Source organism: Planosporangium mesophilum, from assembly GCF_016863255.1.
Classification (GTDB): domain Bacteria; phylum Actinomycetota; class Actinomycetes; order Mycobacteriales; family Micromonosporaceae; genus Planosporangium; species Planosporangium mesophilum.
The window spans coordinates 1-21,323 of sequence record NZ_BOON01000019.1; the positions used below are offsets into that span (position 1 = coordinate 1).

Sequence of the window (21,323 nt, forward strand, 5' to 3'; positions counted from 1 at the left end):
CGGCCACCGGCGGACCCACCACGCCGCCCACCACCGCGCCACCGACGACCACACCGCCCACGACCACACCGCCGACCTCGCCGCCGCCCGCGGGCGGTGGATGCTCCGCGTCGGTGTCGCTCAACTCGTGGAACGGCGGCTTCGTGGCCACTGTGACGGTGACGGCCGGCTCGTCCGGTACCAACGGCTGGACGGTGAGCATGACCCTGCCCTCCGGTGCCACGATCACCAACACCTGGAACGCCCAGGCCAGCGGTACCAGCGGCGCGGTCCGGTTCACCAACGTCAGCTACAACGGCCGGATCGCCGCCGGGCAGTCGACCCAGTTCGGCTTCCAGGGCACCGGCAGCGCGACGGGCATGACCCCGTCCTGCACCGCCAGCTGATCCCCGGCGGTACCCGGTGCGGAGGGCTGAGCCCTCCGCACCGGGCTCATTTCAGGACGAGCAGGTGTTGAGCATGCTCTGCAGCGCGCTCTTCTCCGACGACTGGAGCTTGAGCCCCCAGTGGTACTTCGACCGGATCCACATCTTGGCGTAGGTGCACCGGTACGACGACAGCGGCGGCTGCCAGGTGGACGGGTCCTGGTCGCCCTTGGCCTGGTTGACGTTGTCGGTCACCGCGATCAGCTGCGGGTAGCTCAGGTCGTTGGCGAAGCTCTGCCGCTTGCTGGTGGTCCACGAACTGGCCCCCGACCGCCACGCCTCGGCGAGCGGCACGACATGGTCGATGTCCACGTCGGCGGGGCTGGTCCAGGTGGCGCCGTCGTAGGGGCTGTACCAGCGCCCCGAGGTCGGGTAGCAGTTGCTGTCCACGGTCACCGAGCTGCCGTCGCGCTTGAGGACCGTCTCGCGGGTGTCGCAGTTTCCGGAGATGGTGATCCAGTGCGGGAACAGGCTCCGCGAGTACCCGCTCATCGAGCCCTCGGAGGCCACGGTCAGCGCGTTCAACTCGCTCTGCGCGGTGGCCTTGCTCGGGATGTTGGGCGGGGTGGCGACCGCTGGTGACACCAGGGTCGTTGACAGTACGGTGCCGACGACGGCGGCGCCGATCAGGCCGAGTCGGATACGGCGGGGTCGAGTGGGCGAACCGGGCACGGGAGCCTCCAAAGTGTCCATGGCGTGGCGTCCCTGACCATCGCGGGCCCCGGTGGCCATGCCTTGATCACGATGTTGCCGTACCGCAACGACCGATCAAAATATTCACGTACGTGAGATCGTCGATTCACCCGACGGCGGGACGGGGCCCGGGGCGACAGGTCACCCGCTCGCCACGTCGAAGGCCCGCGCGACCCACGCGCGGGCGCGGCCACTGGTGATCATGGCTGTAGTTGGGCGTCGAGTGTCGTGTATGGTGCGCATGTCGGGCTCGGCCTGGTGACGGATGCGCCGGTGGAAGTGGCACAGCCGACGAACCTGGCGGAGCCAGGCGGTACGCGGGCCCACGGTCTGGCCGATCACGGAGCGATTGCTGCGGCTGCATTCGGCATGCTCTATGCTCGCCTGGCTGAGATCTGCGACGCCGAATCCCGCCACGCCGCTCACCCGCCCGGGCGGCGCACGTTCAGATCGGAGCGACATGGGCTGCCTACACGCCAGAGAATGCCCGCTCTTCCCACTGCTCAACGCAAGCTTGCGCGACTGGCGCGACTACTACTGTGACAGTGTGGACCGTTGGCGGGACTGTGCCCGATACAAGCTGTCGACGACGGGCCGGCTCGTACCGATCACGCTTCTGCCGAACGGGGCCGACGCGCTGCACCTGAGAGACTGGTCCGGCACGGCCAACCCGAACCAGGTAGCGCCGTCGCAGCCCGATCCGAGGTTCCAGCGGATACCGGCGGCCCGGTTCGAGCACGCACCGACACCGGGCCGGGAGTTCGACCCGGCGCCACACGCGCAGGTTCCGCACCACTCCGGAATCCCATCACGCCGACCCACAAGGCGCCGGTGGTGGACCCGACTCGCCGATTGGATCACAGGTCCCGCATGATTGATTACTGGCCCTGGTGGGCGGGCGCTGCCGGCCTGGCCCTCGTCACCATCAACTACACCGTCACGACCGACCGGTCGCTCGGAGTGTCCTCGGCGTGGGACCGCGTCCTGCACTGGCGCTCCGAACGCCGCGTCGAGCGGATCAACGCCCGGGTCACTGACGACCGGGTACTCGTCGAGGCGCTCGCCGCGGCCACCGCCGAGCAGTTCGGAGGTCGTCCGCCGGCACCCGCCCCGCGCCACGCCGCGCCCGCCGACCCGCAGGCACTGGGCCTGGACACCTCGCCGACTGCGGATACGAACAACCCGTTCGCGAACCTGCTACCGGCGCCCCTGGTCAGCCAGGCCGCCCTCCTCTTGTCGATCTTCGTCGGCGGCTGGATCGCGGCGGTGACAGCCGGCCGATTCCACCTCCGCCTGGACATGGGTGACGGCTTCCGCCAGATCGTGACCGACAAGCCGATCCACATGGTCGCCACGTTGTTCGTCGGCGGGATCCTCGTCGGCTTCGGCACCCGGCTCGCGGGAGGGTGCAGCAGCGGTCACGGGCTCAGCGGCTGTGGCCGCCTGCAACCGGTCAGCCTCCTCGCGACCGCCGTCTTCTTCGGTACCGCCGTCGTCGTGTCGTTCCTGCTGTGGAAGGTGTTCTGATGCGTACCCGAGGCGGGGTTCTTGTCGCCAACATCATCGCCGGGCTGGCCCTCGGCTTCACCGTCGCGAACATCGGGTTCGGCGACTACGCCGAGCTGAACCGCATGTTCACCTTCCAGGACCTTCGCATGCTCCTGGCCTTCGCCGGCGCCGTCGGGATCATCGTCATGTTCTTCGCCCTGTTGCGCGTCCGTCGCAACCTGGGGCGCATCCATGCCGGCGTGGTACCCGGCGCGGTGCTGTTCGGCACGGGCTGGGCGATCTCGGGCGGCTGCCCGGCGATCCCGATCATCCAGGTCGCCAGCGGGTACCTCCCCGCGCTCGTCACGATCGCCGGCGTCATCGTCGGCATCCGGCTCTGCCGCTGGGCCAACACCCGGTACTTCCACCTCGACACCGGATCCTGCGGGCAGTAGCCGTCCTTGCGGCAGCGCCGCTGCGGCCGGGGTGAACCAGACCGCGGCGGCGCCGACCAGCAGCGGTACTCCGCGGGTCAGCCGGGCAGGGGAAGCAGGCCCAGGACAGGCCCTCCGAGCGCCCCCAGCCAGCCGGCGAGGGTGTGGAGCGGACCTATCAGCGCCCCACCCGCCGCCGCCAGCGACCCCGCGGCGGCGAGCAGTCGCGTGAGCTGCTCGAGAGCGCGCGCGACCCGCGCCCGGTCCGGCCGTCGCGCGTTCACCCCAGTCTCGATCTCCTCGGCCCGGGCCCGCGCCTCGGTCGCCGTGGTCCGGTCGAGGCCCGTCGCCGCCACCGCCTGACGCAGGTCGCGGGCCGCTCGCCGCGCCACCTCGGTGGTGACCGTGCCCTGCTGACCACCGGTGATGTACTGGTCGCCGTCGACGTTGTTGATGACGCCGCCGGCTGCTCACCGCGTACTACGGCGCCCTCTTCGCGGACGTGCGCCTCGCCGCGCCGATCCCCCTGTACGGGCCGCCGGGCATCGCCGACCGTCTGGCCCATTTCCTCACGAACACCTCGACCCGCAGCCCGATCGAATCCGCCTTCGCCGTCCACGACCTGCACGACGGGCACCGGGCACGGGTCGGCCCGCTCACCCTGACCAGCCGGGCGGTCGCGCACGGCATGCCGGCCTTCGCGGTACGGGTCGAGGCCGCGGGCGCGTCGCTGGTCTACTCCGGGGACACGGCGCCATGCGCGAACCTGACCACCCTGGCCGACGGGTGCGACGCGCTGCTGTGCGAGGCCGAGAGCGCACACGCGCCGGCCGGGGGTGAGCCGCCGGTACACCACACGCCCGAGGAGGCCGGCGACACGGCCACCGCGGCCCGGGCGAGGCGATTGATCATTACCCACGTCGGCCGTTTCCTCTCCCCGGAGCAGGCGATGGCACGCGCGGCCACCCGGTTCAGCGGGCGCATCGACTACGCCGCCGCCGGCAGCAGCTTCTCGATCGGCTAGAGCTCGGCGACCATCGTGTCCGCGTCCTCCAACGACTCGACCGGCCGGAACCCCTTCGGCGGCGTACAGCCTCGCGGCGAAGTTCGCCCGCTCCACGCTGAGCGACACGGTCGGCACCCCGCGCTCACGGGCGGCGTCCAGAGCGGCGCGCACCAGCGCCCGGCCCACACCCCGGCCGCGCCACGTCTCCACCACGCCGACGGTCAACTCCGGCACGTCGTCACCGACGTACCCGTAGCCCGGATCGGCAGCGGTCAGGTACCGCAACCAGGCCGCGCCGACCGGCTGACCGGCCGCGTCCACCGCGACGACGCCGAAGTCGTCCGGACGCATCCAGCCGGTGACGTAGTGAGCGATCGACGGGTCCGCCATGATCTGCTCGCGGGACCAGTTGCGCTCGGGCAGCCAGTTGATGGCCTCCACGAGCATGTCGACCAGGAAGTCCTCGTCGGCCGGGGCGGCTGGACGAATGCTGAAGTCGGTCACCGCCGGAGCCTCGCACACAAGATCAAGGCTCCCGCGCGACGACCTCGATCGTCTTGACCCATCGCACGACCGTATGGAAGTCGCCGCGCACCGAGTTGACCAGACCCTTCTGGCGGCTGCGCCCGGCCAGGAGCGCCAGGGCCGAACGGAAGCCACGGAGAAATGCGGCCTTCACCGCGAGGTAGATGACCACCCCCTGAACCAGGGCGGACAGGAAGAGTACGAGGAGCAGTTCCGATAGGGCCATGCCGATTCTCCTGTTCGTCCGGTCGGAGCGTCCGGGGATCACCAGAGCTGCTTGAGGTTATTACCGTCCCGCTGTCGGTGGGTGGGTCTACCGTGAGCGGACACCAGAACCCGTCATGCGTAAGGGGAGATCGTGACCACACTGGAGAACCGGCCGAACACCGCGCTTCTCGTCGTCGACGTGCAGAACGGCGTCGTCGCCGGGGCACACGAGCGCGACACGGTCGTCGCGAACATCGGCAGCCTGGTCGAGCGGGCGCGGGAGGAGCGCATCCCCGTGGTCTGGGTCCAGCACTCCGACGAGGACCTTGCGAAGGGCAGCGACGACTGGCGGATCGTCCCCGAGCTGACCCCGGGCGACGCCGAGCCGCTCGTCGAGAAGCTCTACGGCGACTCCTTCGAGGACACCACCCTCGAAACCGTGCTGTCGGGCCTCGGGGTCGGACGGCTCGTCGTCGTCGGCGCACAGACCGATGCGTGCATCCGCTCGACGCTCCACGGCGCGTTGGTCAGGGGATACGACGCGACGCTCGTCAGCGACGCCCACACCACGGAGGATCAGACGGCGTGGGGGGCGCCGCCGCCGGACCAGGTCATCGCGCACACGAACCTGTACTGGACCTATCAGACCGCGCCGGGGCGGAAGGCCGGGACGGCCGAGACCAAGGACGTCGACTTCAGCGCATCCTGAGACCTACGCGCTGCCCGGCCACCACAGCGTGACCAGGTCCCGCTCCGGCGGCATCTCGTTGGGCCCGCACCGCACGATCGAGCGGGGTGCGATCGCGACGCCTACGGGTGTGGCGAACCGCGTCCACTGTGGCTTCGCCAAGATCCAGCCGTCGTCCTCCCTCGAGGGGTAGCTCAACGAAGCAGCACCGCCCGCAGGAACCCGCTGACCGCGCCCAGGCTGGCGGGCGAGTCGAACGCCGGGTCCTCGTGGTTGGCGCCCGCCAGCAGCATCAGGGAGGCGTCGACCCCCTCCGCCCGCAGTGCGTCGGCGAGGCCCCGGCTGTGGACGGACGGCAGAAGCCCGTCCCGGTCGCCGTGCATGAGCAGGAACGGCGGCGCGTCCGGGCGGACGTGCGCGATCGGGCTGGCCGCCCGCGCCTCGGCCTTCGCCTGGTCCACCGATTCCACCCCGAGCAGCCGCGCCTCGAACGAGGGTGACGGCGGCGGAGAGGAGAGGAAGCCGGGGCGGGGACCCTCCGGCACCTCGGCCCCGACGAGCAGCAGGTCCGTCGGCGGGAACCAGGTGACGGCGGCCTGCACCGAGCTGTCGCCCAGCTCGGCGTCCCGGCCGTCCGGGCACAGCGCGAGCAGGGCCGCGAGGTGACCACCGGCCGATGCTCCCCACACGCCGATCCGGGACGCGTCCAGATCCAGCTCCGCCGCGTGGGCACGCAGCCAGCGTACGGCCGCCCGTACGTCGTCCAGGGGCGCCGGGAACGTCGCCTGACCACTGAGCCGGTACTGCACCGCCGCCACCGCCACGCCGCTCCGCGCCACCGGCAGCAGCCGCTGCTCGGCCCGGTCCGTCCGCGAACCGCGCATCCAGCCTCCGCCGTGAAGCCACACGCACAGCGGAGCGGGCCGGACCTCCGGCAGGTACAGGTCCAGGCACAGGTCCAGCCCTCCGACCGTGGCGTAGACCAGATCGCGGTGCACCGTCACAGCAGACTCCGCCATGTCAGTGCTCCACCCGGCGTACGGCGGGGATGACCTCGTCCCGGAACAGCCGGAGCGACCGCAGGGACGCCTCGGTGTCCAGCGAGCCCCACGCGAACGCGCCCGCGACGTAATTGACCTCGGTACCGGCGATCGCCTCAGCCACCTGCCGGGCGACCGTCTGCGGGGATCCGACGAACAGCCTGCCCTCGGCGACGAGCTGGTCGAAGTCGACGGGTGCGGAGAACCGCTCATTGCCGTGCAGCCGCCACAGGTGCGTGAAGCTGGTGTGGTGGTCGGCGAAGGCCGGCCGGGCCAGCTCCACCGCCTCCTCGTCCGTCGGCGCCACGAAGACGTGCCGCATGATGCCGAACCGCGGGGTCGTACCCGCAAGGCCGTAGCGGGCCTCGCCGCGCTCGGCCGAGGCACGGTACCGCTCGAAGAAGGTCTTGCTCTGCTCCCGGAGGACGTCCAGCGGCGGGGAGACGAAGCCGAAGCCGAACAGGGCGTTGTAGCCCTGCTCCCCCAGTCTGGGGATGGAGGCGGGGTTCGAGGACGGGTACCACAGCGGTGGATGCGGGCGCTGGTACACCGGAACGTGAAGCGGGACGGGATCGCCGTCGGGCCGCCGGAACGTCCCGGTCTCCAGCCCCTCCAGGATGGCCGGGAGGTACCGCTCGAACCGCTCCGCCGCGTCCGCCGGAGTGAGCCCGTACATGGCGGCCTCGTGCGGTGAAGAGCCCCGGCCCACGCCGATCTCGAGCCGCCCGCGGCTGAGCTGGTCGAGCATGGCGATCTCCTGCGTCAGCCGCAGCGGGTCGTACAGCGGCACGATGAACGTCGTCGGCGCCAACCGGATGCGGGTGGTGACCCGGGCCGCGGCCGCGACGAAGACGCCGGGTGAGGGAGCCATCCCCAGCGGGGTGCCGTGGTGCTCGGCGAGGTGGTAGACGGCGAACCCGCCCCGGTCGGCCTCGGCGAGCAGCCGCAGCCGCCCCTCGTACACGTCGCTGACGCCTGCGCCGGGAGCGGCGTCGATCCAGTCGAAGAGACCGAATTCGACGCCCGGCTGTGCTGTCGACACTGTTGCTGCCTCTCTCGATTGGATCAAATGCCCCGTCCAGTTATACCGATTGACGGATCATCGTGTCTTCGCTGCGATGTTCCGGAGGTCGGAGGGTGGAGCATGTCGACGGTGGCTGACCCGGGCTTGGTCAGAGGCTTGCAGGAGCGGGCCGCCCACGCACTTCCTCCGGTCGTCCTCGACCGCCTCGACGGCTGGTGGCTGCGGTACGCAGACAGCGGCGCCTGGTGGGCCAGTTCGGTACTGCCCCACGACGACGCCGCGCCGGTGGACCTGCCGGGCCGGATCCGGTCGGTCGAGGAGTTCTACGCCGGGCACGGTACGCGTGCCCGGTTCCAGATCAGCCCGGCCCCGAGTGGAACCTGCTCCGCCGGGTGGACCGGCCGGGCGCCTACGTCTCGGTGCTCACCACTGCCGGGGTCGTCGCGGTCGGCCGCGCGGTCGCCGAGACCGGCTGGGCGGGCGTGTTCGGCATGGCCACACTTCCGGATGCCCGCGGCAGAGGCGCCGCCAGGGGCGTGCTCGCCGCCCTCGCCCGGTGGGCCGCCGAGAACGGGGCCGGGCGCATGTACCTCCAGGTCGAGGACGACAACGCCGCGGCGCGGCGGCTGTACGAACGCGCCGGCTTCGCCGAGCTGTGTCGGTACCACTACCGAACGGAGCACCCCGACTCCCGAGATCATCTACAGTCACTATTAAGTGACTGATAGTTACCGACCCGCCATCCAACCGGTCACCCCCTGGATACACCTAACGGATCTTCCGGAGTCCGTTGCATTGCCTAGCGCTCTGGTGGGGCATAGCGTTTGTCTCCACGACGCCGACGTCCTGCTGCCTGGTGGCGAGCCGCCGCCGACCTGCTCGCCGCCGGACTCCGGTTGCGGCTCCCCGAGCGGCCGGTAGATCCGGAGCACAGACCGATCCGGCGACCCCATCCATGTGCACAAGGAGCAACAGTGACGTCCGGACAGCCGAGCATTGACGCCCCAGCGCCGATCAGCCGACCGACCCTCAGCGACGGTTCGCTGTTCATCGGCGGGGCCCGGCAGGACGCCCTCTCCGGGCGGCGACGCGAGGTCATCGACCCCTCCACCGGCAAACAGATCGGTACCGTCGCCGACGGCGACGCGCAGGACATCGACGTCGCCGTCCGGGCCGCCCGCACCGCCTTCGACGACGGCCCCTGGCGGCGCACTCCGCCGCGGGAGCGGGCCCGGGTCCTGATGAGGGCCGCCGAGCTGCTCAGGCAGCGGACCGACGAGCTGATCGCGCTGGAGAGCGTCGACGCGGGCAAGCCGGTGAGCCTGTGCCGCATCATCGACGTGGCCAACACGATCTCGCACTTCGAGTACTACGGCGGCCTGGCGCAGGGCCTCGGCGGCGCGACCCGCCAGACCGCCTTCCCGTCGATGGCGTACACGGTTCCGGAGCCGATCGGTGTGATCGGCGCGATCACGCCGTTCAACTTCCCGATGATCCTGTCGACCAGCAAGATCGCTCCGGCCCTCGCGGCGGGCAACACGATGGTGCACAAGCCGGCGGAGGACACCCCGCTCACCGCGCTGGTGATCGCGGAGGTCCTGAGCGAGGCCGGCCTGCCCGACGGCGTACTGAACGTCGTCACCGGTGGCGTCGAGGCGGGTGACGCCGTGGTCCGGCACCCCGGCGTCGACAAGATCGCCTTCACCGGCTCCACCCTCGTCGGCCGGAAGATCGCCAGTACCGCGGGCGACAGCCTCAAGCCGGTCACCCTCGAACTCGGCGGCAAGTCCGCGCAGATCATCTTCGAGGACGCCGACCTGGACATCGCGATCGGCAAGGCGATCGAGGCGTTCGTCTTCAACACCGGCCAGTTCTGCATGGGCGGCACCCGCCTCCTGGTCGCGCGTCCGCTGTTCGACGCGGTCAGCAAGGCCGTCGCCGGCGCCGCCGGCGGCGTACCGCTCGGTGACCCGTTCGACCCGGCGACCGTGATCGGCCCGATCGCGGGAGCGCGGCACCTGGAGAAGATCGAACGGTACGTGGAGCTGGCGCGCTCCGAGCCCGGCGCGGAGATCCTCACCGGTGGTCACCGCATCGACCTGGACGGCGGTTACTACTACGCCCCCACGGTCGTCGTCGGCATGGCCAACGACTCCCGGCTGGTACAGGAGGAGGTGTTCGGCCCGGTCCTCACCATCCAGCCCTTCGACACCGAGGACGAGGCCGTCGCGCTCGCCAACAGCACCCGGTACGGCCTGGCCGCGGGCCTGCACACCCGCGACCTGAACCGCGCACACCGGGTCGCCTCGCGGCTGCAGGCCGGCATCGTCTGGGTCAACACCTGGGGCCTGATGGACCCGGCGGTGCCGTTCGGCGGGGTAAAGCAGTCCGGGTACGGCCGCGAGTACGGCCCCGAAGGCCTGGCCGAGTACCTCGACACCAAGTCGGTCGTCATCGCGATGTGACCGCGGTCCGTAGCCGCAGCAGCCGCCGGGTCACCCGGCGGCTGCTGCGTTGTCGGGACCGGCCACGTCGACGGTGTCGACGTGGCCGGCAGTGATGGTTGGGTCGTCAGCCGAGCGGGTTGAGCTTTTCGGCCTTGCCCTCGAAGGCGAACAGCAACAGGTCGACCATTCGGAAGGTGCCGTTGTCGGGGCCCAGGGTCGGTCGCCACGACGGGTCGCGCAGGATCGAGGTCCGGCTCGCCTCCATGGCCCGGTGGAACACCTCGGCGACGATCCGGCCGCCGACGCCGTTGAGACGGCCCTGGTTGAACTCGGCCTCGCGCAGCACGTAGAACCACAGGGGCGTGTTGGCGGTGAGGGCGTCTTTCTGCTGCTGGCTCAGGTCGTCCAGGACGGCGCCGTCGTTGCCGCCGAGGATCTGGTCGGGCTTGAGCGGCTCCATGTCGAACAGGTCTGCCATCTGCTGGCCGCTGGCGAGCCGGACCATGAACGCCCGGGTGAGGTTGCGGAAGGCGAGGTTGCGTTGGATCGGCGGCGGCGTGGCGTCGCGGGTGCCGAACGAGCCCAGCGGCAGGTTCTGCAGCGGGTCGACCAGCCGGGTGTCGATGCGCTGGGTGACGTTGAGCCCGGGGCCGTCCGTGACGACGAGGTCCTCGCGTCCGGCCTCCCTGAAGTCGTACAGCCGGCGGAAGTCGACGATCCAGTTGGTGGGCAGCCGTTCGAACGCCCCCGACTCGGGATTGTCGAGTTCCCCGTCCGGGGAGAGGTTGCCGCTGGTACCGGAGAACCGGAACAGCAGGTCGAGCGTGGCGATCCCGAAGGCCGACTGGCTGTTGAAGATGCGGTTCCACTGGTAGGCACCGCGGATCATGCTGTGGCCGAGCCGGTAGCCGGCCACCGAGAACTCGATCGGCATGGTGGGCCGGTCGCCGGGCTTGACCCAGCGGTACCGGCGCCGCTCCTGGTTGCCGGGTGACACCTCGAAGAACTTCCGACCGTTGGTGAACACGTCGTCGACGATCTCCGGGGAGACGATGCGCGGCAGGAAGTCGGTGCGCAGCATCCACTGGTAGTGCTTGACCACCAGCGCGCGGGCGGCGTGGAACAGCAGCAGGCCGGTCAGTCCCGCGGTCGCCAACTGGTCGACCACGCGGTTGTGGAAACGCAGGAACGCCGCGTGGGTCTGGGCCACGGCGAGGTTCTCGTCGTTGCGCGGGTCGGGAATGACCGCGGCCTGCCGGGCGGCCTTCGTGGAGCCGTGTCCGGCGCGCGGCAGGTCGAACCCTTCGAGATCCTGGTTGGTGACCGGGTCGATCGGTACCGCGGCGGTCTTACCGACCTTCAGGTGCACCGAGTCAGCGGCGTAGAACCTGCTGTCGTCCTTGTCGTGGGGGCCCCGACCGTACAGCGAGTCCAGGTCGAGCGCCGGCGAACGGCCCTGCAGCAGTTCGTCGACGGACACGTCCGAGCCGAAGGCCACGGCGGTGGCGTCCATGGTCAGGTCGTGGTCGACGAACTGGCCGAGGTAGGTGAACCCGGCGGGGATGGCCGGGTTCGCCGAGTCGCTCGAGGGACCGGTCACCATGGCCTGCGCCACGGCCGCCCGGATGCTCTCCTCCAGCGGGACACCCTCCGGGCCCAGCCGGGAGAATCGGAACTTACGCAGTTCGGCGGTGGTCGAAGGGCGCTCGGCCACCGGCTGGCCCTGGTCGTCGAAGGACAACAGTCCCTCCCCGACCACGAAGTAGTCGTCCCGCATGTGCCGTTTCATCAGTCGTTCCTCCCTCGTGATGACCGGCACCCCAGGAAGGACCGCCGGCGACGGAGCCGGCAGGCACGCACCGTGAAAGCACATGCAGACGTATTCAGCCGTTGCCCCGCGTGCGGTCCGTCCACTCTGGACCGCGAGCCGGCCGGTCCGGCACAGCGTTGCGAATGCCGGTCACGGCGACTTGATTCGACGGTCGCACACCACCACCGTTGATTCGAACGAGTGTCCTCTATGCGACCCGAGTCGGCGTTCGATACGACAGTCCCGGTCAGTGCCGCCCGAGGAGATTGTCGGCGACGTTCTCCAGATGACGGCGCATGGCGGCCTGCGCGCCGTCGGGATCGCGGTCGCGGAGCGCGTCCACAATGGTCGTGTGCTCGGCGTGGTAGCAGCGGCGCCGCTCGGTACTTGAGGTACGCCGCTTGAGGCTGCCCCAGACGGGCAACTGGCGGGCCGTGTTCATGACGTCGAACATGTTCATGAGCAGGCCGTTGTGCGCGGCCTCGGCGATGGCGCGGTGGAGTTTGCCGTCCCACCGCTCGAAGGCTTCGAACTCGTCACTGTCCCCGCCGCGCTCCAGGCACTGCGAGATGCGCTCGAGGTCGGCCTGGGTGGCGACCCGGGCGGCGAGCGCGGCGACCGGCGGTTCGAGGACGAGTCGGACCTGCATGATCTCCGCGGGGCTGGTGTCGGCCGGCGCGGCGCGTGCGGCCTCAACGGCGGCCTCGGTGAGAAACGTGCCGCGCCCGACGTGGCGGACGACCACCCCGTCGCGTTCGAGGATCTCGAGGGCGCGCCGGATCGCGCTCCGCGGCGCGGCGAGCCGCTCGACGAGAGCGCGCTCCGTGGGCAGCTTGGACCCGGGCCCGAAGCTGCCGTCCTGAGCACCCTCGGCCAGCAGGGACCGCAGCGACTGCTCCACCGACATCACGCCGGCAGCCTACCGTCTCGAACCAATCAGGACCAATCTCAACTATCAATAATTGCGGAACTTCCCCCTCGACAGGCGCTTTCAAAGAGGCGTAGCGTGACCGCAACACATTGGTATCAATTGGTTCAGATTGGTTGCGCAATGAAGCTGGTGACGCTGTCCACGGAATCGGGCCGCCGGGTCGGCGTCGTGGATGCCTCGGCGCGCACGGTCCGCGACGTGAGCGACCTGCTGCCGGCCGGCTCCGGGATGCTCGAGGTGATCGAGGGCTGGGCCGAGTTCGGCCCGCTGCTCGCGGAGCGCGCTGACTCCCTGCCCGCACAGCCGCTCGAGTCGGTACAGCTACTGGCTCCCCTGCCCTCACCGCGGCGCAACATCTTCTGCGTGGGCAAGAACTACCAGGAGCACGTGGTCGAATTCGGCCGCAGCGGCTACGACAGCCCGGACCGCTCCGAGGCCATGCCGGAACACCCCGTGCTGTTCAGCAAGGCCACGACCGCGGTCAACGGCCCGTACTCCGACATCGATCCGCACCACGGCGTCACGGCCGAACTGGACTACGAGGCCGAACTCGCGGTGATCGTCGGCCGCGGTGGCCGCCGCATCCCCCGCGACGAGGCGTTCGACCACGTCTGGGGGTACACGATCATCAACGACGTCACCGCCCGGGACCTGCAGCGGGCCCACAAGCAGTGGCTGCTCGGCAAGTCGCTCGACACGCACTGCCCGATGGGTCCGTACGCGGTGACCGTCGACGAGGTCCCGGACGTGACCGCGCTGCTGGTCGAGAGCTTCGTCAACGGGGAGCGCCGCCAGTCGGCGCCGGTCAAGGACCTGATCTTCGACATCCCCGACCTGATCGCCACCCTGTCGGCCGGCATCACCCTGCTGCCCGGCGACATCATCGCCACCGGCACGCCGGCCGGGGTCGGCATCGGCTTCGACCCACCCCGCTTCCTGTCCAGCGGCGACGTCGTCGAGGTCGCGATCACCGGCCTGGGCGCTCAGCGCAACCGCGTCGCCTGAACCCGTACGAGAGAACGAGGAGAGTTGTGGAGATCAACGGCAAGGAGCTCGCGGTCGAGGTCGACGGGGCGGGCCCCGCTGTCCTGATGGTGCACGGCCTGGGCGGAACGTCGAACTTCTACCAGGTGCAGGCCGACGCCCTGGCTGAGCGATTCCGGGTGATCCGGGTCGACTCCGCCGGCGCCGGCCGGTCCGAACTCGGCGACGACATCAGCATCTCCGGGCACGCGGACGACCTCGCGGCCGTCCTGGACGCGCTCGACGTCAGCAGCGCCACGGTCGTCGGGCACTCCATGGGTACGCTCGTGGTCCGCGACCTCGCCGCCCGGTACCCGGACAAGGTGGACGGCCTGGTGCTGCTGGGCGCGGTACGCGAGCCCACCGACGCCGCCCGTCAGGCCCAGCGCGACCGCGCCGCGACCCTGCGGGCGAAGGGCAGCGCCGCCGTCGCCCCGGGGGTGGTCGCCAACGCGCTGTCCGAGACCACCCGGCGGGACAGGCCGGAGGTCGCCGCGTTCGTCCGCGAACTCGTCATGCGCCAGGACGCCGAGGGCTACGCCCGCAACTGCGAGGCGCTGGCCGGCGCCGTCGATCCCGGTCCCGTCGGCTCCGAACTGCCGCTGCTGCTCATCACCGGCAGCGACGACAAGGTCGGTCCGCCGGAGGCGAGCCGGGAGATCGCCGATGCCCACGGCTCGGCAACCGTCGAGGTCCTGCCCGGCGTCGGGCACTGGACCGCCCTCGAAGCCGCCGGTCCGGTCGCGGACCTGCTGCTCAAGTTCCTGTAACTCCCTCGCACCGCCCCTGCAGAGGAGACACCACGATGCCCATCCCGACCAGCAAGGTCCTGTTCCGCAACGTCAGCATCCTCGACTCCACCGGCGCCGATCCGTACCCCGGTGACGTCCTCGTCGAGAACAACCGCATCGCCTCCGTCGGCACCGTCGACCCCGACGCCGCCGCCGGGGCGCGGGTCATCGAGGGCCGCGGCCGCACCCTGATGTCCGGCCTGTGCGACGCGCACACGCACTTCTCCTGGAACAACTCCGCCGACCTCGACGGCCTGGGCACCATGCCGGTCGAGGAGCACCTGCTCTTCTGCCTCGAGTCGGCCCGCACCTACATCGACTCCGGGTACACGATGTGCCTCGGGGCGGCCTCGGCCAAGCCGCGGCTCGACGTCGTCTGCCGGGACGCGATCAACGCCGGCCGCATCCCCGGCCCGCGGTACCTGGCCAACGGGCCGGAGATCGCCGTGACCGGTGGGGCGCTGATCCCGTCGATCACGAAGTTCGCCGACGGCCCCGAGGGCATGCGCAAGGCGGTCCGCGAGCTCATCGGGATCGGCGTGGACCAGATCAAGCTGTCGATGACCGGCGAGGAGATCACCGGCACGCTTCGTGCCGAGGACACCTACTTCTCCGATGAGGAAACCGCCGCCGCTGTCGCCGAGGCCCACCGCCGCGGCAAGCGCGTCTGCGCCCACGCGCGCAGCGCGGAGAGCGTGAAGATGTGCGTCCGCAACAAGGTCGACATCATCTACCACGCCAGCTTCACGGACGCCGAGGGCATGGACATGCTCGAGGCCAACAAGGACTGGGTGTTCGTCGCCCCCGGCCTCAACTGGCTCGTCGCCACGCTCTACGAGGCCGAGTCGTTCGGCTTCCCGCAGGAGGCCGCCGAAGCCGTCGGGTACAAGAAGGAACTCGAGGTGGCGATCGAGGGCCTGCGCGAGATGCACCGGCGCGGCATCAGGGTGCTGCCCGGCGGTGACTACGGCTTCGCGTGGACCCCGCACGGCACGTACGCCCGCGACCTCCAGCACTTCGTCGAACTGCTCGGTTTCACCCCGATGGAGGCGATCATCTCCGCCACCGCGTGGGGCGGCGAGATCATGCTGCAGCCCGACGAGCTCGGCAAGGTCCAGCCCGGCTACCTCGCCGACCTGCTGCTCGTCGACGGCGACCCGCTCGCCGACATCACGATCCTGCAGGACCACGACCGGCTGAACTACATCATGAAGGACGGCAAGTTCCACAAGGAGCCGAGTACCGACGAAGCGCCCGCACCCGACCCGGCGAACATGCCCAGTACCGGTACGGAGCGCCTGGTTCAGCAGCGCGCCTGACGATTCGGCGCGCCTGACGATTCAGCGCGCCTGACCGACAAGCCGGAGCGCCGGCGGTCTACCCCCTGGGCCGCCGGCGCTCCCCTACCCGTCGGAGGTCGGACCGTGACCCTGCTGATCTGCCGCACCTGCCCCCGCTACGACACCCGTACCAGCGGCGAGTTCGGCCGTCGGCTGACCGCCGCCATCGCTGACATCGAACCCGAGACCGCCGTGATGATCCGCAATGTGCAGTGCCTCGGCGGCTGCCCCGACGACGGCGTCGTCGCCGTCGACGGGCCCGGCAAGGCCCGGGTCCGCTTCACCGGGCTCACCGAGACCGCCGCCGCGGCCGTCCTCGCCGCCGCGGCGGCCCACCATGCCAGTACGAGCGGGGCACCCGCCGAGTGGGAGGTCCCCGCCGAACTGGTCGACCACCTCAGCTCGGTCACCGTCAAGCGGCTGCCGCGCGGGTAGCCGCCGTCAGACATCAGCGCGCCGTACGCGCAGCTCAGCGCACCGTTCGCGGTCGGCGACGGGCGAAGTCGTCGGCGATCTCGTCGAACGTCACCCAGCGGACTCCGTCGTGACCGCCGATGTACTCGATCAACCGCTCGTGCATCAGCAGTACCTGCGGACGTCCCGACACGTCGGGGTGGATCGTCATCGTGAAGACCGCGTAGTCGCATTCCCGGTACACCCAGTCGAACTGGTCACGCCACATCTGCTCGATGTCGCGGGGGTTGACGAAGCCGTGGCTGTTCGGGCTCGCCTTGATGAACATCATCGGCGGGAGGTCGTCGAGGTACCAGTTGGCGGGGATTTCGATCAGGTCCGTCTCCTCGCCCCGGACCAGGGGCTTCATCCACTCGTCCGCGTTCTTGTCGAGGTCGATCTTCGTCCAGTTGTCGCCGACCCGGACGTAGTACGGCTCGAAGTCGCGGTGCATCAGCGAGTGGTCGTACTTGATGCCCCGGTCGAGCAGCAGTTCGTTGGTGATCGGGCTGAACTCCCACCAGGGCGCGACGTAGCCGGTCGGCGCCTTCGCCCGCTGGGTGATCAGCTCGATGCAGCGGTCGAGGACGGCGATCTCCTGCTCGCGGCTCATCGCGATCGGGTTCTCGTGGCTGTACCCGTGCACCCCGATCTCGTGCCCGGCCGCTACGCAGGCGTCGAACTGTTCGGGAAAGGTCTCGATGGAGTGGCCCGGCCAGAAGAACGTCTGGGTGAGCTGGTAGCGGCGGAACAGTTCGAGCAGCCTCGGCACCCCGACCTCGCCGGCGAACATGCCGCGCGAGATGTCGTCCGGGGAGTTCTCTCCCCCGTACGATCCGAGCCAGCCGCCGACCGCGTCGATGTCGACGCCGTAGGACACCAGGATCTCCTTGGCCATCCGGTCATCCTCCTTCGCTCGCCGGGCGCTACCCCGGGATGTGCGTGCCCAGGTACTCCCGCACGACCCGGAGCGGGTCGTGCGGGTCGACCACCAGCGCGGTCGACAGCAGCAGGCGGGCCTGCCACGGACTGAGGTCGGCGGCGAACAGCGCGCCGGCGCGGGCCAGGTCGGCACCGCCGCCACCGGTGTACAGCGGTACGACCGGGCCGCTCTGGACGCGCGAGCACACCAGTACCGGTATCCCGGCCCGACCGAGTTCGGCGACGGCATCGACGACGGCGGGGTTGGCGTTGCCCACGCCGAAGGCCGCCAGGACGACGCCTGCCGCGCCTGCTGCCATAGCCGCGCGTAGCAGTGCGCCGTCGGCTCCGACGTAGAGGCTGACCACGTCGACCCGGGGCAGCGCGACGCCGCGACGTACACCGGCCAGCGGGCCGACCCGGTGCGGCGCGGCGAGGGGCAGCACCCTGCCGGCGGCGACCCGCAGTACCGGTCCGCGTCCCGGGGCGTCGAAGGCGTGCGAGCCCAGCGTGTCGACCTTGCGCACACCGCGGGCCGCGAACACCTGCCCGTCGAAGCACAACAACGGTCCGTGGCCCCGGGCCAGCGAGCTGGCGGCCACGGTGATCGCGTCGCGCAGGTTGGCCGGACCGTCCGGGGCGGGGTCGTCGAACGGCCGCTGCGCGCCGGTGAAGACCACCGGCCGATCGCCTTCGAGCAGCAGCGAGGCGAGGAAGACCGACTCCTCCATGGTGTCCGTGCCGTGCGTGACCACCACGCCGTCGGCGTCGGCCAGCGCTTTGCCGATCATGTCGACGACACCGACCGCGTCGCCCAGGGACCAGGCGAAACTACCGCGGGTGGCGACATCCTGCGGGGTGACCGTCACCCCCTCCGGCACCGGAACCCGCGCGAGCAGCTCGCGCGCCGGCGCGGCGGCCCTCAGGCCGTCTGGAGTCGAACGGCTGGCGATGGTTCCGCCGGTCGCGATCAGTTGGAGGGTGACCACCACGGTACGTCCTCTCACAGCGATGTGACCGACCGTATGTAACTACGTAGGAAGGCGTCAACACGCTGAAAGGTGACGTTCAGGACACCGGTCCGGCGTCGCCCGCGTCATACCCGATCGTCGGCGTGGTCGCCGCGTTCCGGGCCCAGTCGCGTACCAGTACCGCGTGACCGGCCCGCGGACCGCCGTCGCCCGCCCCACCCGAGTACGGGTGGGGCGGGCGACGGCCGGCGGACCGGTACGCCTCAGCCGGCGAAGTCCGCCTTGCGGATCGTGCCGTGCACCCCGACGGTCCGGTCGACGACCTGGGACACCTCGAAGTTGCCGGCGGCAGACAGGTACGCGTACGCCACCGCGCGGTCCATGCCGAGGTCGTGCTGGAGGAAGTCCAACGCGTTGACCACGGCGCGGCGCATGGCGACGTTCAGGTCGCTGCTCTGCCCGCCCTTCGAGCCGTCCGGGTCGGACAGGCCGACCGGGATCCAGACGTCGGGCGTCTCCGCGAACGGGTAGTGGTACGCGACCGACGGCGCGTCCTTGGAGCCTGCCTTACACACGGTCAGCCGGAACGTACCGCGTACCGAACCTTCCATCGCGGTGAGCGCGACCTCGCCGTTGCCCATGGCGTGGTGCGGGTCGCCGACGAAGAACAGTGCCCCCTCGGAGAAGACCGGCAGGTAGAACGTGGACCTGACGCCGAGCAGGTTGATGTCGATGTTGCCGCCACCGAGGGTCGGCGGGATCGAGTTCAGGGTCGGGTCGGTGAGGCTGTCCGCCTGTGCGGAGGCCACGCCCATCATGCCCATGAACGGGTTCAGCGGGAAGACCACCTCACCGGACGTGCCGCGGGGCATCGCGCCGCTCAGGACGCCCTTGCGGTTCGTCTTGATCTGGGTGAAGACGGAGATGTTGCCGTAGTGGGTCGGGTCCCCGGTGGCCCGGCCGTCCGTCGACACCGGCGGCATGACCTCCTCCAGGGAGATGCCGGCGGGCGCGGGGCCTCCGGCGGCCCGGGCCAGCGCACCCTTTCCGTGCCGGCTGGACACCACGCCGTACGGGACACGAGGCAGGATCGACAGCACCTCGATCTTCAGTGCGTCGCCCGGTGCGGCACCGTCCACATAGATCGGACCGGTGACGACGTGGGGCCCGTCGAGGTCGAAGTTGCGCGTGGTGCGCCGGTACTCCCGGGCGATCACGACGGCGTCGTCGAGCACCCTGGCCCGGTCCACGCCGTGCCGACCGAAGTACCCGACCGGGTCGCGGCCCTGGTCCTCGAGCAGGCCCTCGTGGGACACCGTGTCGATGGTGACCGTCTCTCCCGAGCGCATCCGCAGCGCGGGCTCACTGCCGATCGACGGGACGTACCCCCATCGAACCTGGTCGGGCAGGGACTTGAGGTAGTGCTGTCCGTCGATCGGGCCCACACCGGGCTGGAGGATCTGCTTGGGAAAGCGCACCGGCTGTACGGCGGGCTCGGACTTCTTCGCGGCGGCCGCCGCGCCGGAAGCGCCGAGCACGGACCCGGCGGCGCCGGCCACGCCGATCGCCGCGGCCGCGCGGATGAGCCCCCGGCGGCCGATCGCGCCGACCAGAGCGTCCCGTACGCCTTCCACGTTGTCTTGCACCTGTGGATCCCGTCCTTTTCAGTTGGTTCTGCGTCGCGCGTTGACCACCGCGGCACGGTGTGATCATCACCGGTGTGTGTTTCGCATCCGTCACGAGCGAGTTTCGCGACGACATGCGTACCGATCCGGTCTCCCATGGTGGGAGAGTCAACGCCAGCCACGACAATGTCAGGCACGGGAGACGGGCTTTCGATACGAGGAGGCAGCCGAGATCATGGAGAACCGTTCGGCCTGGCTCGACGTCTCCGCGGGCGTGGCGGGCGACATGCTGCTGGCCGCCCTGCTCGACGCCGGCGCCGACCTGGCACGGGTCCAGCGGGCGGTCGACGCCGTCATCCCCGGCGCGGTACGGACGTCCACGACCACGGTCAGCCGGGCGGGTCTGCGCGCGACCAAGGTCGACGTGGTGGCCACCGCCGACGACGCTCCCGACCGGCGGTGGCCCGCCATCCGCGCGCTGCTGGCGGCGGCCGCGCTGCCCGGCGCCGTGCGCGACAACGCCCTTGCCGTGTTCGCCAGGCTGGCCGGGGCCGAGGCGCGGGTACACGGGATCCCGGCCGAGGAGGTGCACTTCCACGAGGTGGGGGCGTGGGACTCCATCGCCGATGTCGTCGGGGTGTGCGCCGCCGTCCACGATCTCGGCATCACCTCCATCACCGCCGGCCGCGTCGCCGTGGGCTCCGGCCGGGTACGGGGGGCCCACGGCGACCTGGCGGTCCCCGTACCGGCGGTGCTGGAACTGTCGCGCGGCTGGCGGGTCGTCGGCGGCGGCGAGGGCGAGCTGGCGACCCCGACCGGCATGGCGCTCGTCACCACGCTGGCGACCGGGTGCACGGACCTGCCGGACCTGCGGGTGGCGTCGGTCGGGGTCGGCGCGGGCACGAGGGACGTACCCGGTCGGGCCAACGTCGTCCGGGTGGTGGTCGGCGAACCGGAGAGCGGGTGGCCACCCGAGGACGCGGCGGAGGACGCGGTGGTGCTGCGGGCCAATGTGGACGACCTCGACCCCCGGGTATGGCCGGGCGTGCTGGCGACCCTCCTCGACGCGGGCGCGTCGGACGCCTGGCTCGTACCGATCCTGATGAAAAAGGGCCGGCCCGCGCACACCCTGCACGTGCTCGCCCCGCCGGAGCGGACGGACCGGTTGCGCGACCTGATGTTCACGCACACGACCACGCTCGGGGTACGGGAGTCGCCCGTGCGCAAGACCGCCCTCGACCGGTGCGTGCTCGAGGTGGCGGTGGGCGACGGTCACCTGCCCGTCAAGGTGGGCCATCGCGACGACGTGATCGTGTCGGCCACCCCCGAGTACGAGGACGCGGCCGCGATGGCGGCGCGGACCGGTACTCCCCTGCGTGAGGTGCTGCGCCAGGCCGACGCGGCCGCCCGCCGGGCGGGCCTGGTGCAGGGTGCGTCGCTTCCCCGGCCGGGCAGCGCGGGTGACCTGACCACCTGAGCCG

22 protein-coding genes and 2 pseudogenes are annotated in these 21,323 nt (G+C 70.6%); 12 read left to right on the forward strand and 12 right to left on the reverse strand.

Annotated elements, in window-relative coordinates; translation table 11 throughout:
- Positions 1–386: cellulose binding domain-containing protein (locus tag Pme01_RS10940; protein ID WP_203935546.1), on the forward strand; the 386-nt coding region annotated here is incomplete at its 5' end.
- 51 nt (positions 387–437) lie between these two features.
- Here the strand turns inward: Pme01_RS10940 and Pme01_RS10945 are convergent.
- Positions 438–1,118 (reverse strand): HNH endonuclease family protein, encoded by a 681-nt coding sequence (locus tag Pme01_RS10945; RefSeq protein ID WP_168115467.1) that lies wholly within the window; start codon positions 1,116–1,118, stop codon positions 438–440.
- Between the two features lie 870 nt (positions 1,119–1,988).
- Here Pme01_RS10945 and Pme01_RS10950 point away from each other — a divergent pair.
- Positions 1,989–2,645: a YeeE/YedE thiosulfate transporter family protein gene (locus Pme01_RS10950; RefSeq protein WP_168115466.1), complete on the forward strand. Its 657-nt coding sequence runs from the start codon at positions 1,989–1,991 to the stop codon at positions 2,643–2,645.
- Entirely contained in the window at positions 2,645–3,061 is a 417-nt protein-coding gene (locus Pme01_RS10955; protein ID WP_168115465.1) for a YeeE/YedE thiosulfate transporter family protein, read from the forward strand. The genes Pme01_RS10950 and Pme01_RS10955 overlap by 1 nt, the downstream gene beginning before the upstream one ends.
- Positions 3,062–3,138: 77 nt before the next feature.
- On the opposite strand, the gene Pme01_RS10960 is transcribed toward Pme01_RS10955, so the two are convergent.
- The gene (locus Pme01_RS10960) at positions 3,139–3,432 is read right to left on the reverse strand and encodes a hypothetical protein (RefSeq protein ID WP_168115464.1); all 294 of its coding nucleotides are present in this window, start codon (positions 3,430–3,432) and stop codon (positions 3,139–3,141) included.
- Between the two features lie 74 nt (positions 3,433–3,506).
- Here Pme01_RS10960 and Pme01_RS10965 point away from each other — a divergent pair.
- Positions 3,507–4,064 (forward strand): annotated as a pseudogene (locus tag Pme01_RS10965) (MBL fold metallo-hydrolase); the annotation flags it as partial.
- A 114-nt stretch (positions 4,065–4,178) separates the two neighbouring features.
- On the opposite strand, the pseudogene Pme01_RS31745 reads toward Pme01_RS10965, so the two are convergent.
- Together Pme01_RS31745 and Pme01_RS10970 are read right to left on the reverse strand one after the other, a co-directional pair.
- Positions 4,179–4,493, reverse strand: a pseudogene (locus Pme01_RS31745) (GNAT family N-acetyltransferase); the annotation flags it as partial.
- A gap of 79 nt (positions 4,494–4,572) precedes the next feature.
- Complete coding sequence (locus tag Pme01_RS10970; protein ID WP_168115463.1) at positions 4,573–4,797, reverse strand: hypothetical protein; 225 nt, start codon at positions 4,795–4,797, stop codon at positions 4,573–4,575.
- Positions 4,798–4,929: 132 nt separating this feature from the next.
- Here Pme01_RS10970 and Pme01_RS10975 point away from each other — a divergent pair, with 132 nt between their 5' ends.
- The gene (locus Pme01_RS10975) at positions 4,930–5,487 is read left to right on the forward strand and encodes an isochorismatase family protein (protein ID WP_168115462.1); all 558 of its coding nucleotides are present in this window, start codon (positions 4,930–4,932) and stop codon (positions 5,485–5,487) included.
- Between the two features lie 3 nt (positions 5,488–5,490).
- On the opposite strand, the gene Pme01_RS10980 is transcribed toward Pme01_RS10975, so the two are convergent.
- Genes Pme01_RS10980 through Pme01_RS10990 form a run of 3 tightly spaced genes read right to left on the reverse strand, consistent with a single transcriptional unit; the run spans position 5,491 to position 7,548 of the window.
- Complete coding sequence (locus Pme01_RS10980) at positions 5,491–5,664, reverse strand: hypothetical protein (protein WP_168115461.1); 174 nt, start codon at positions 5,662–5,664, stop codon at positions 5,491–5,493.
- Positions 5,661–6,485, reverse strand: coding sequence for an alpha/beta hydrolase (locus Pme01_RS10985; RefSeq protein WP_168115460.1), 825 nt, complete (start codon positions 6,483–6,485; stop codon positions 5,661–5,663). Before Pme01_RS10985 ends, Pme01_RS10980 begins: the two co-directional genes overlap by 4 nt.
- Position 6,486: 1 nt before the next feature.
- Entirely contained in the window at positions 6,487–7,548 is a 1,062-nt protein-coding gene (locus Pme01_RS10990; protein WP_168115459.1) for an LLM class flavin-dependent oxidoreductase, read from the reverse strand.
- Positions 7,549–7,775: 227 nt separating this feature from the next.
- Here Pme01_RS10990 and Pme01_RS30885 point away from each other — a divergent pair, with 227 nt between their 5' ends.
- Together Pme01_RS30885 and Pme01_RS11000 are read left to right on the forward strand one after the other, a co-directional pair.
- Complete coding sequence (locus Pme01_RS30885) at positions 7,776–8,255, forward strand: GNAT family N-acetyltransferase (protein ID WP_373315482.1); 480 nt, start codon at positions 7,776–7,778, stop codon at positions 8,253–8,255.
- Between the two features lie 249 nt (positions 8,256–8,504).
- A complete protein-coding gene (locus tag Pme01_RS11000; RefSeq protein ID WP_239088154.1) occupies positions 8,505–9,995 on the forward strand; it encodes an aldehyde dehydrogenase family protein in 1,491 nt (496 codons plus the stop codon).
- Positions 9,996–10,101: 106 nt separating this feature from the next.
- Here Pme01_RS11000 and Pme01_RS11005 read toward each other — a convergent pair whose 3' ends face one another.
- Positions 10,102–11,766, reverse strand: coding sequence for a peroxidase family protein (locus Pme01_RS11005; RefSeq protein WP_168115458.1), 1,665 nt, complete (start codon positions 11,764–11,766; stop codon positions 10,102–10,104).
- 268 nt (positions 11,767–12,034) lie between these two features.
- The gene (locus Pme01_RS11010; RefSeq protein WP_239088175.1) at positions 12,035–12,694 is read right to left on the reverse strand and encodes a FadR/GntR family transcriptional regulator; all 660 of its coding nucleotides are present in this window, start codon (positions 12,692–12,694) and stop codon (positions 12,035–12,037) included.
- 144 nt (positions 12,695–12,838) lie between these two features.
- On the opposite strand from Pme01_RS11010, the gene Pme01_RS11015 reads away from it, so the two are divergent.
- The 4 genes from Pme01_RS11015 (at position 12,839) to Pme01_RS11030 (ending at position 16,307) form a co-directional block, all read left to right on the forward strand.
- Positions 12,839–13,723, forward strand: a complete 885-nt coding sequence (locus tag Pme01_RS11015; RefSeq protein WP_168115456.1) for a fumarylacetoacetate hydrolase family protein — start codon at positions 12,839–12,841, stop codon at positions 13,721–13,723.
- Positions 13,724–13,749: 26 nt separating this feature from the next.
- Positions 13,750–14,511 carry an alpha/beta fold hydrolase gene (locus Pme01_RS11020; RefSeq protein WP_203935547.1) on the forward strand — a complete coding sequence of 254 codons (762 nt, stop codon included), beginning with the start codon at positions 13,750–13,752 and terminating at the stop codon, positions 14,509–14,511.
- Positions 14,512–14,546: 35 nt separating this feature from the next.
- On the forward strand, positions 14,547–15,851 hold the full coding sequence (locus tag Pme01_RS11025) for a metal-dependent hydrolase family protein (RefSeq protein ID WP_168115455.1): 1,305 nt from the start codon (positions 14,547–14,549) through the stop codon (positions 15,849–15,851).
- 105 nt (positions 15,852–15,956) lie between these two features.
- On the forward strand, positions 15,957–16,307 hold the full coding sequence (locus tag Pme01_RS11030; protein WP_168115454.1) for a DUF1636 family protein: 351 nt from the start codon (positions 15,957–15,959) through the stop codon (positions 16,305–16,307).
- A 34-nt stretch (positions 16,308–16,341) separates the two neighbouring features.
- On the opposite strand, the gene Pme01_RS11035 is transcribed toward Pme01_RS11030, so the two are convergent.
- The 3 genes from Pme01_RS11035 to Pme01_RS11045 form a co-directional block, all read right to left on the reverse strand.
- Positions 16,342–17,223, reverse strand: a complete 882-nt coding sequence (locus tag Pme01_RS11035) for a polysaccharide deacetylase family protein (RefSeq protein ID WP_168115453.1) — start codon at positions 17,221–17,223, stop codon at positions 16,342–16,344.
- A 28-nt stretch (positions 17,224–17,251) separates the two neighbouring features.
- Complete coding sequence (locus tag Pme01_RS11040; protein WP_203935548.1) at positions 17,252–18,253, reverse strand: asparaginase; 1,002 nt, start codon at positions 18,251–18,253, stop codon at positions 17,252–17,254.
- A gap of 227 nt (positions 18,254–18,480) precedes the next feature.
- Positions 18,481–19,863, reverse strand: a complete 1,383-nt coding sequence (locus tag Pme01_RS11045; RefSeq protein ID WP_168115452.1) for an acetamidase/formamidase family protein — start codon at positions 19,861–19,863, stop codon at positions 18,481–18,483.
- 214 nt (positions 19,864–20,077) lie between these two features.
- Here Pme01_RS11045 and larC point away from each other — a divergent pair, with 214 nt between their 5' ends.
- Positions 20,078–21,319, forward strand: coding sequence for a nickel pincer cofactor biosynthesis protein LarC (gene larC / locus Pme01_RS11050; RefSeq protein WP_168115451.1), 1,242 nt, complete (start codon positions 20,078–20,080; stop codon positions 21,317–21,319).
- The last annotated feature ends 4 nt before the right edge of the window (positions 21,320–21,323 follow it).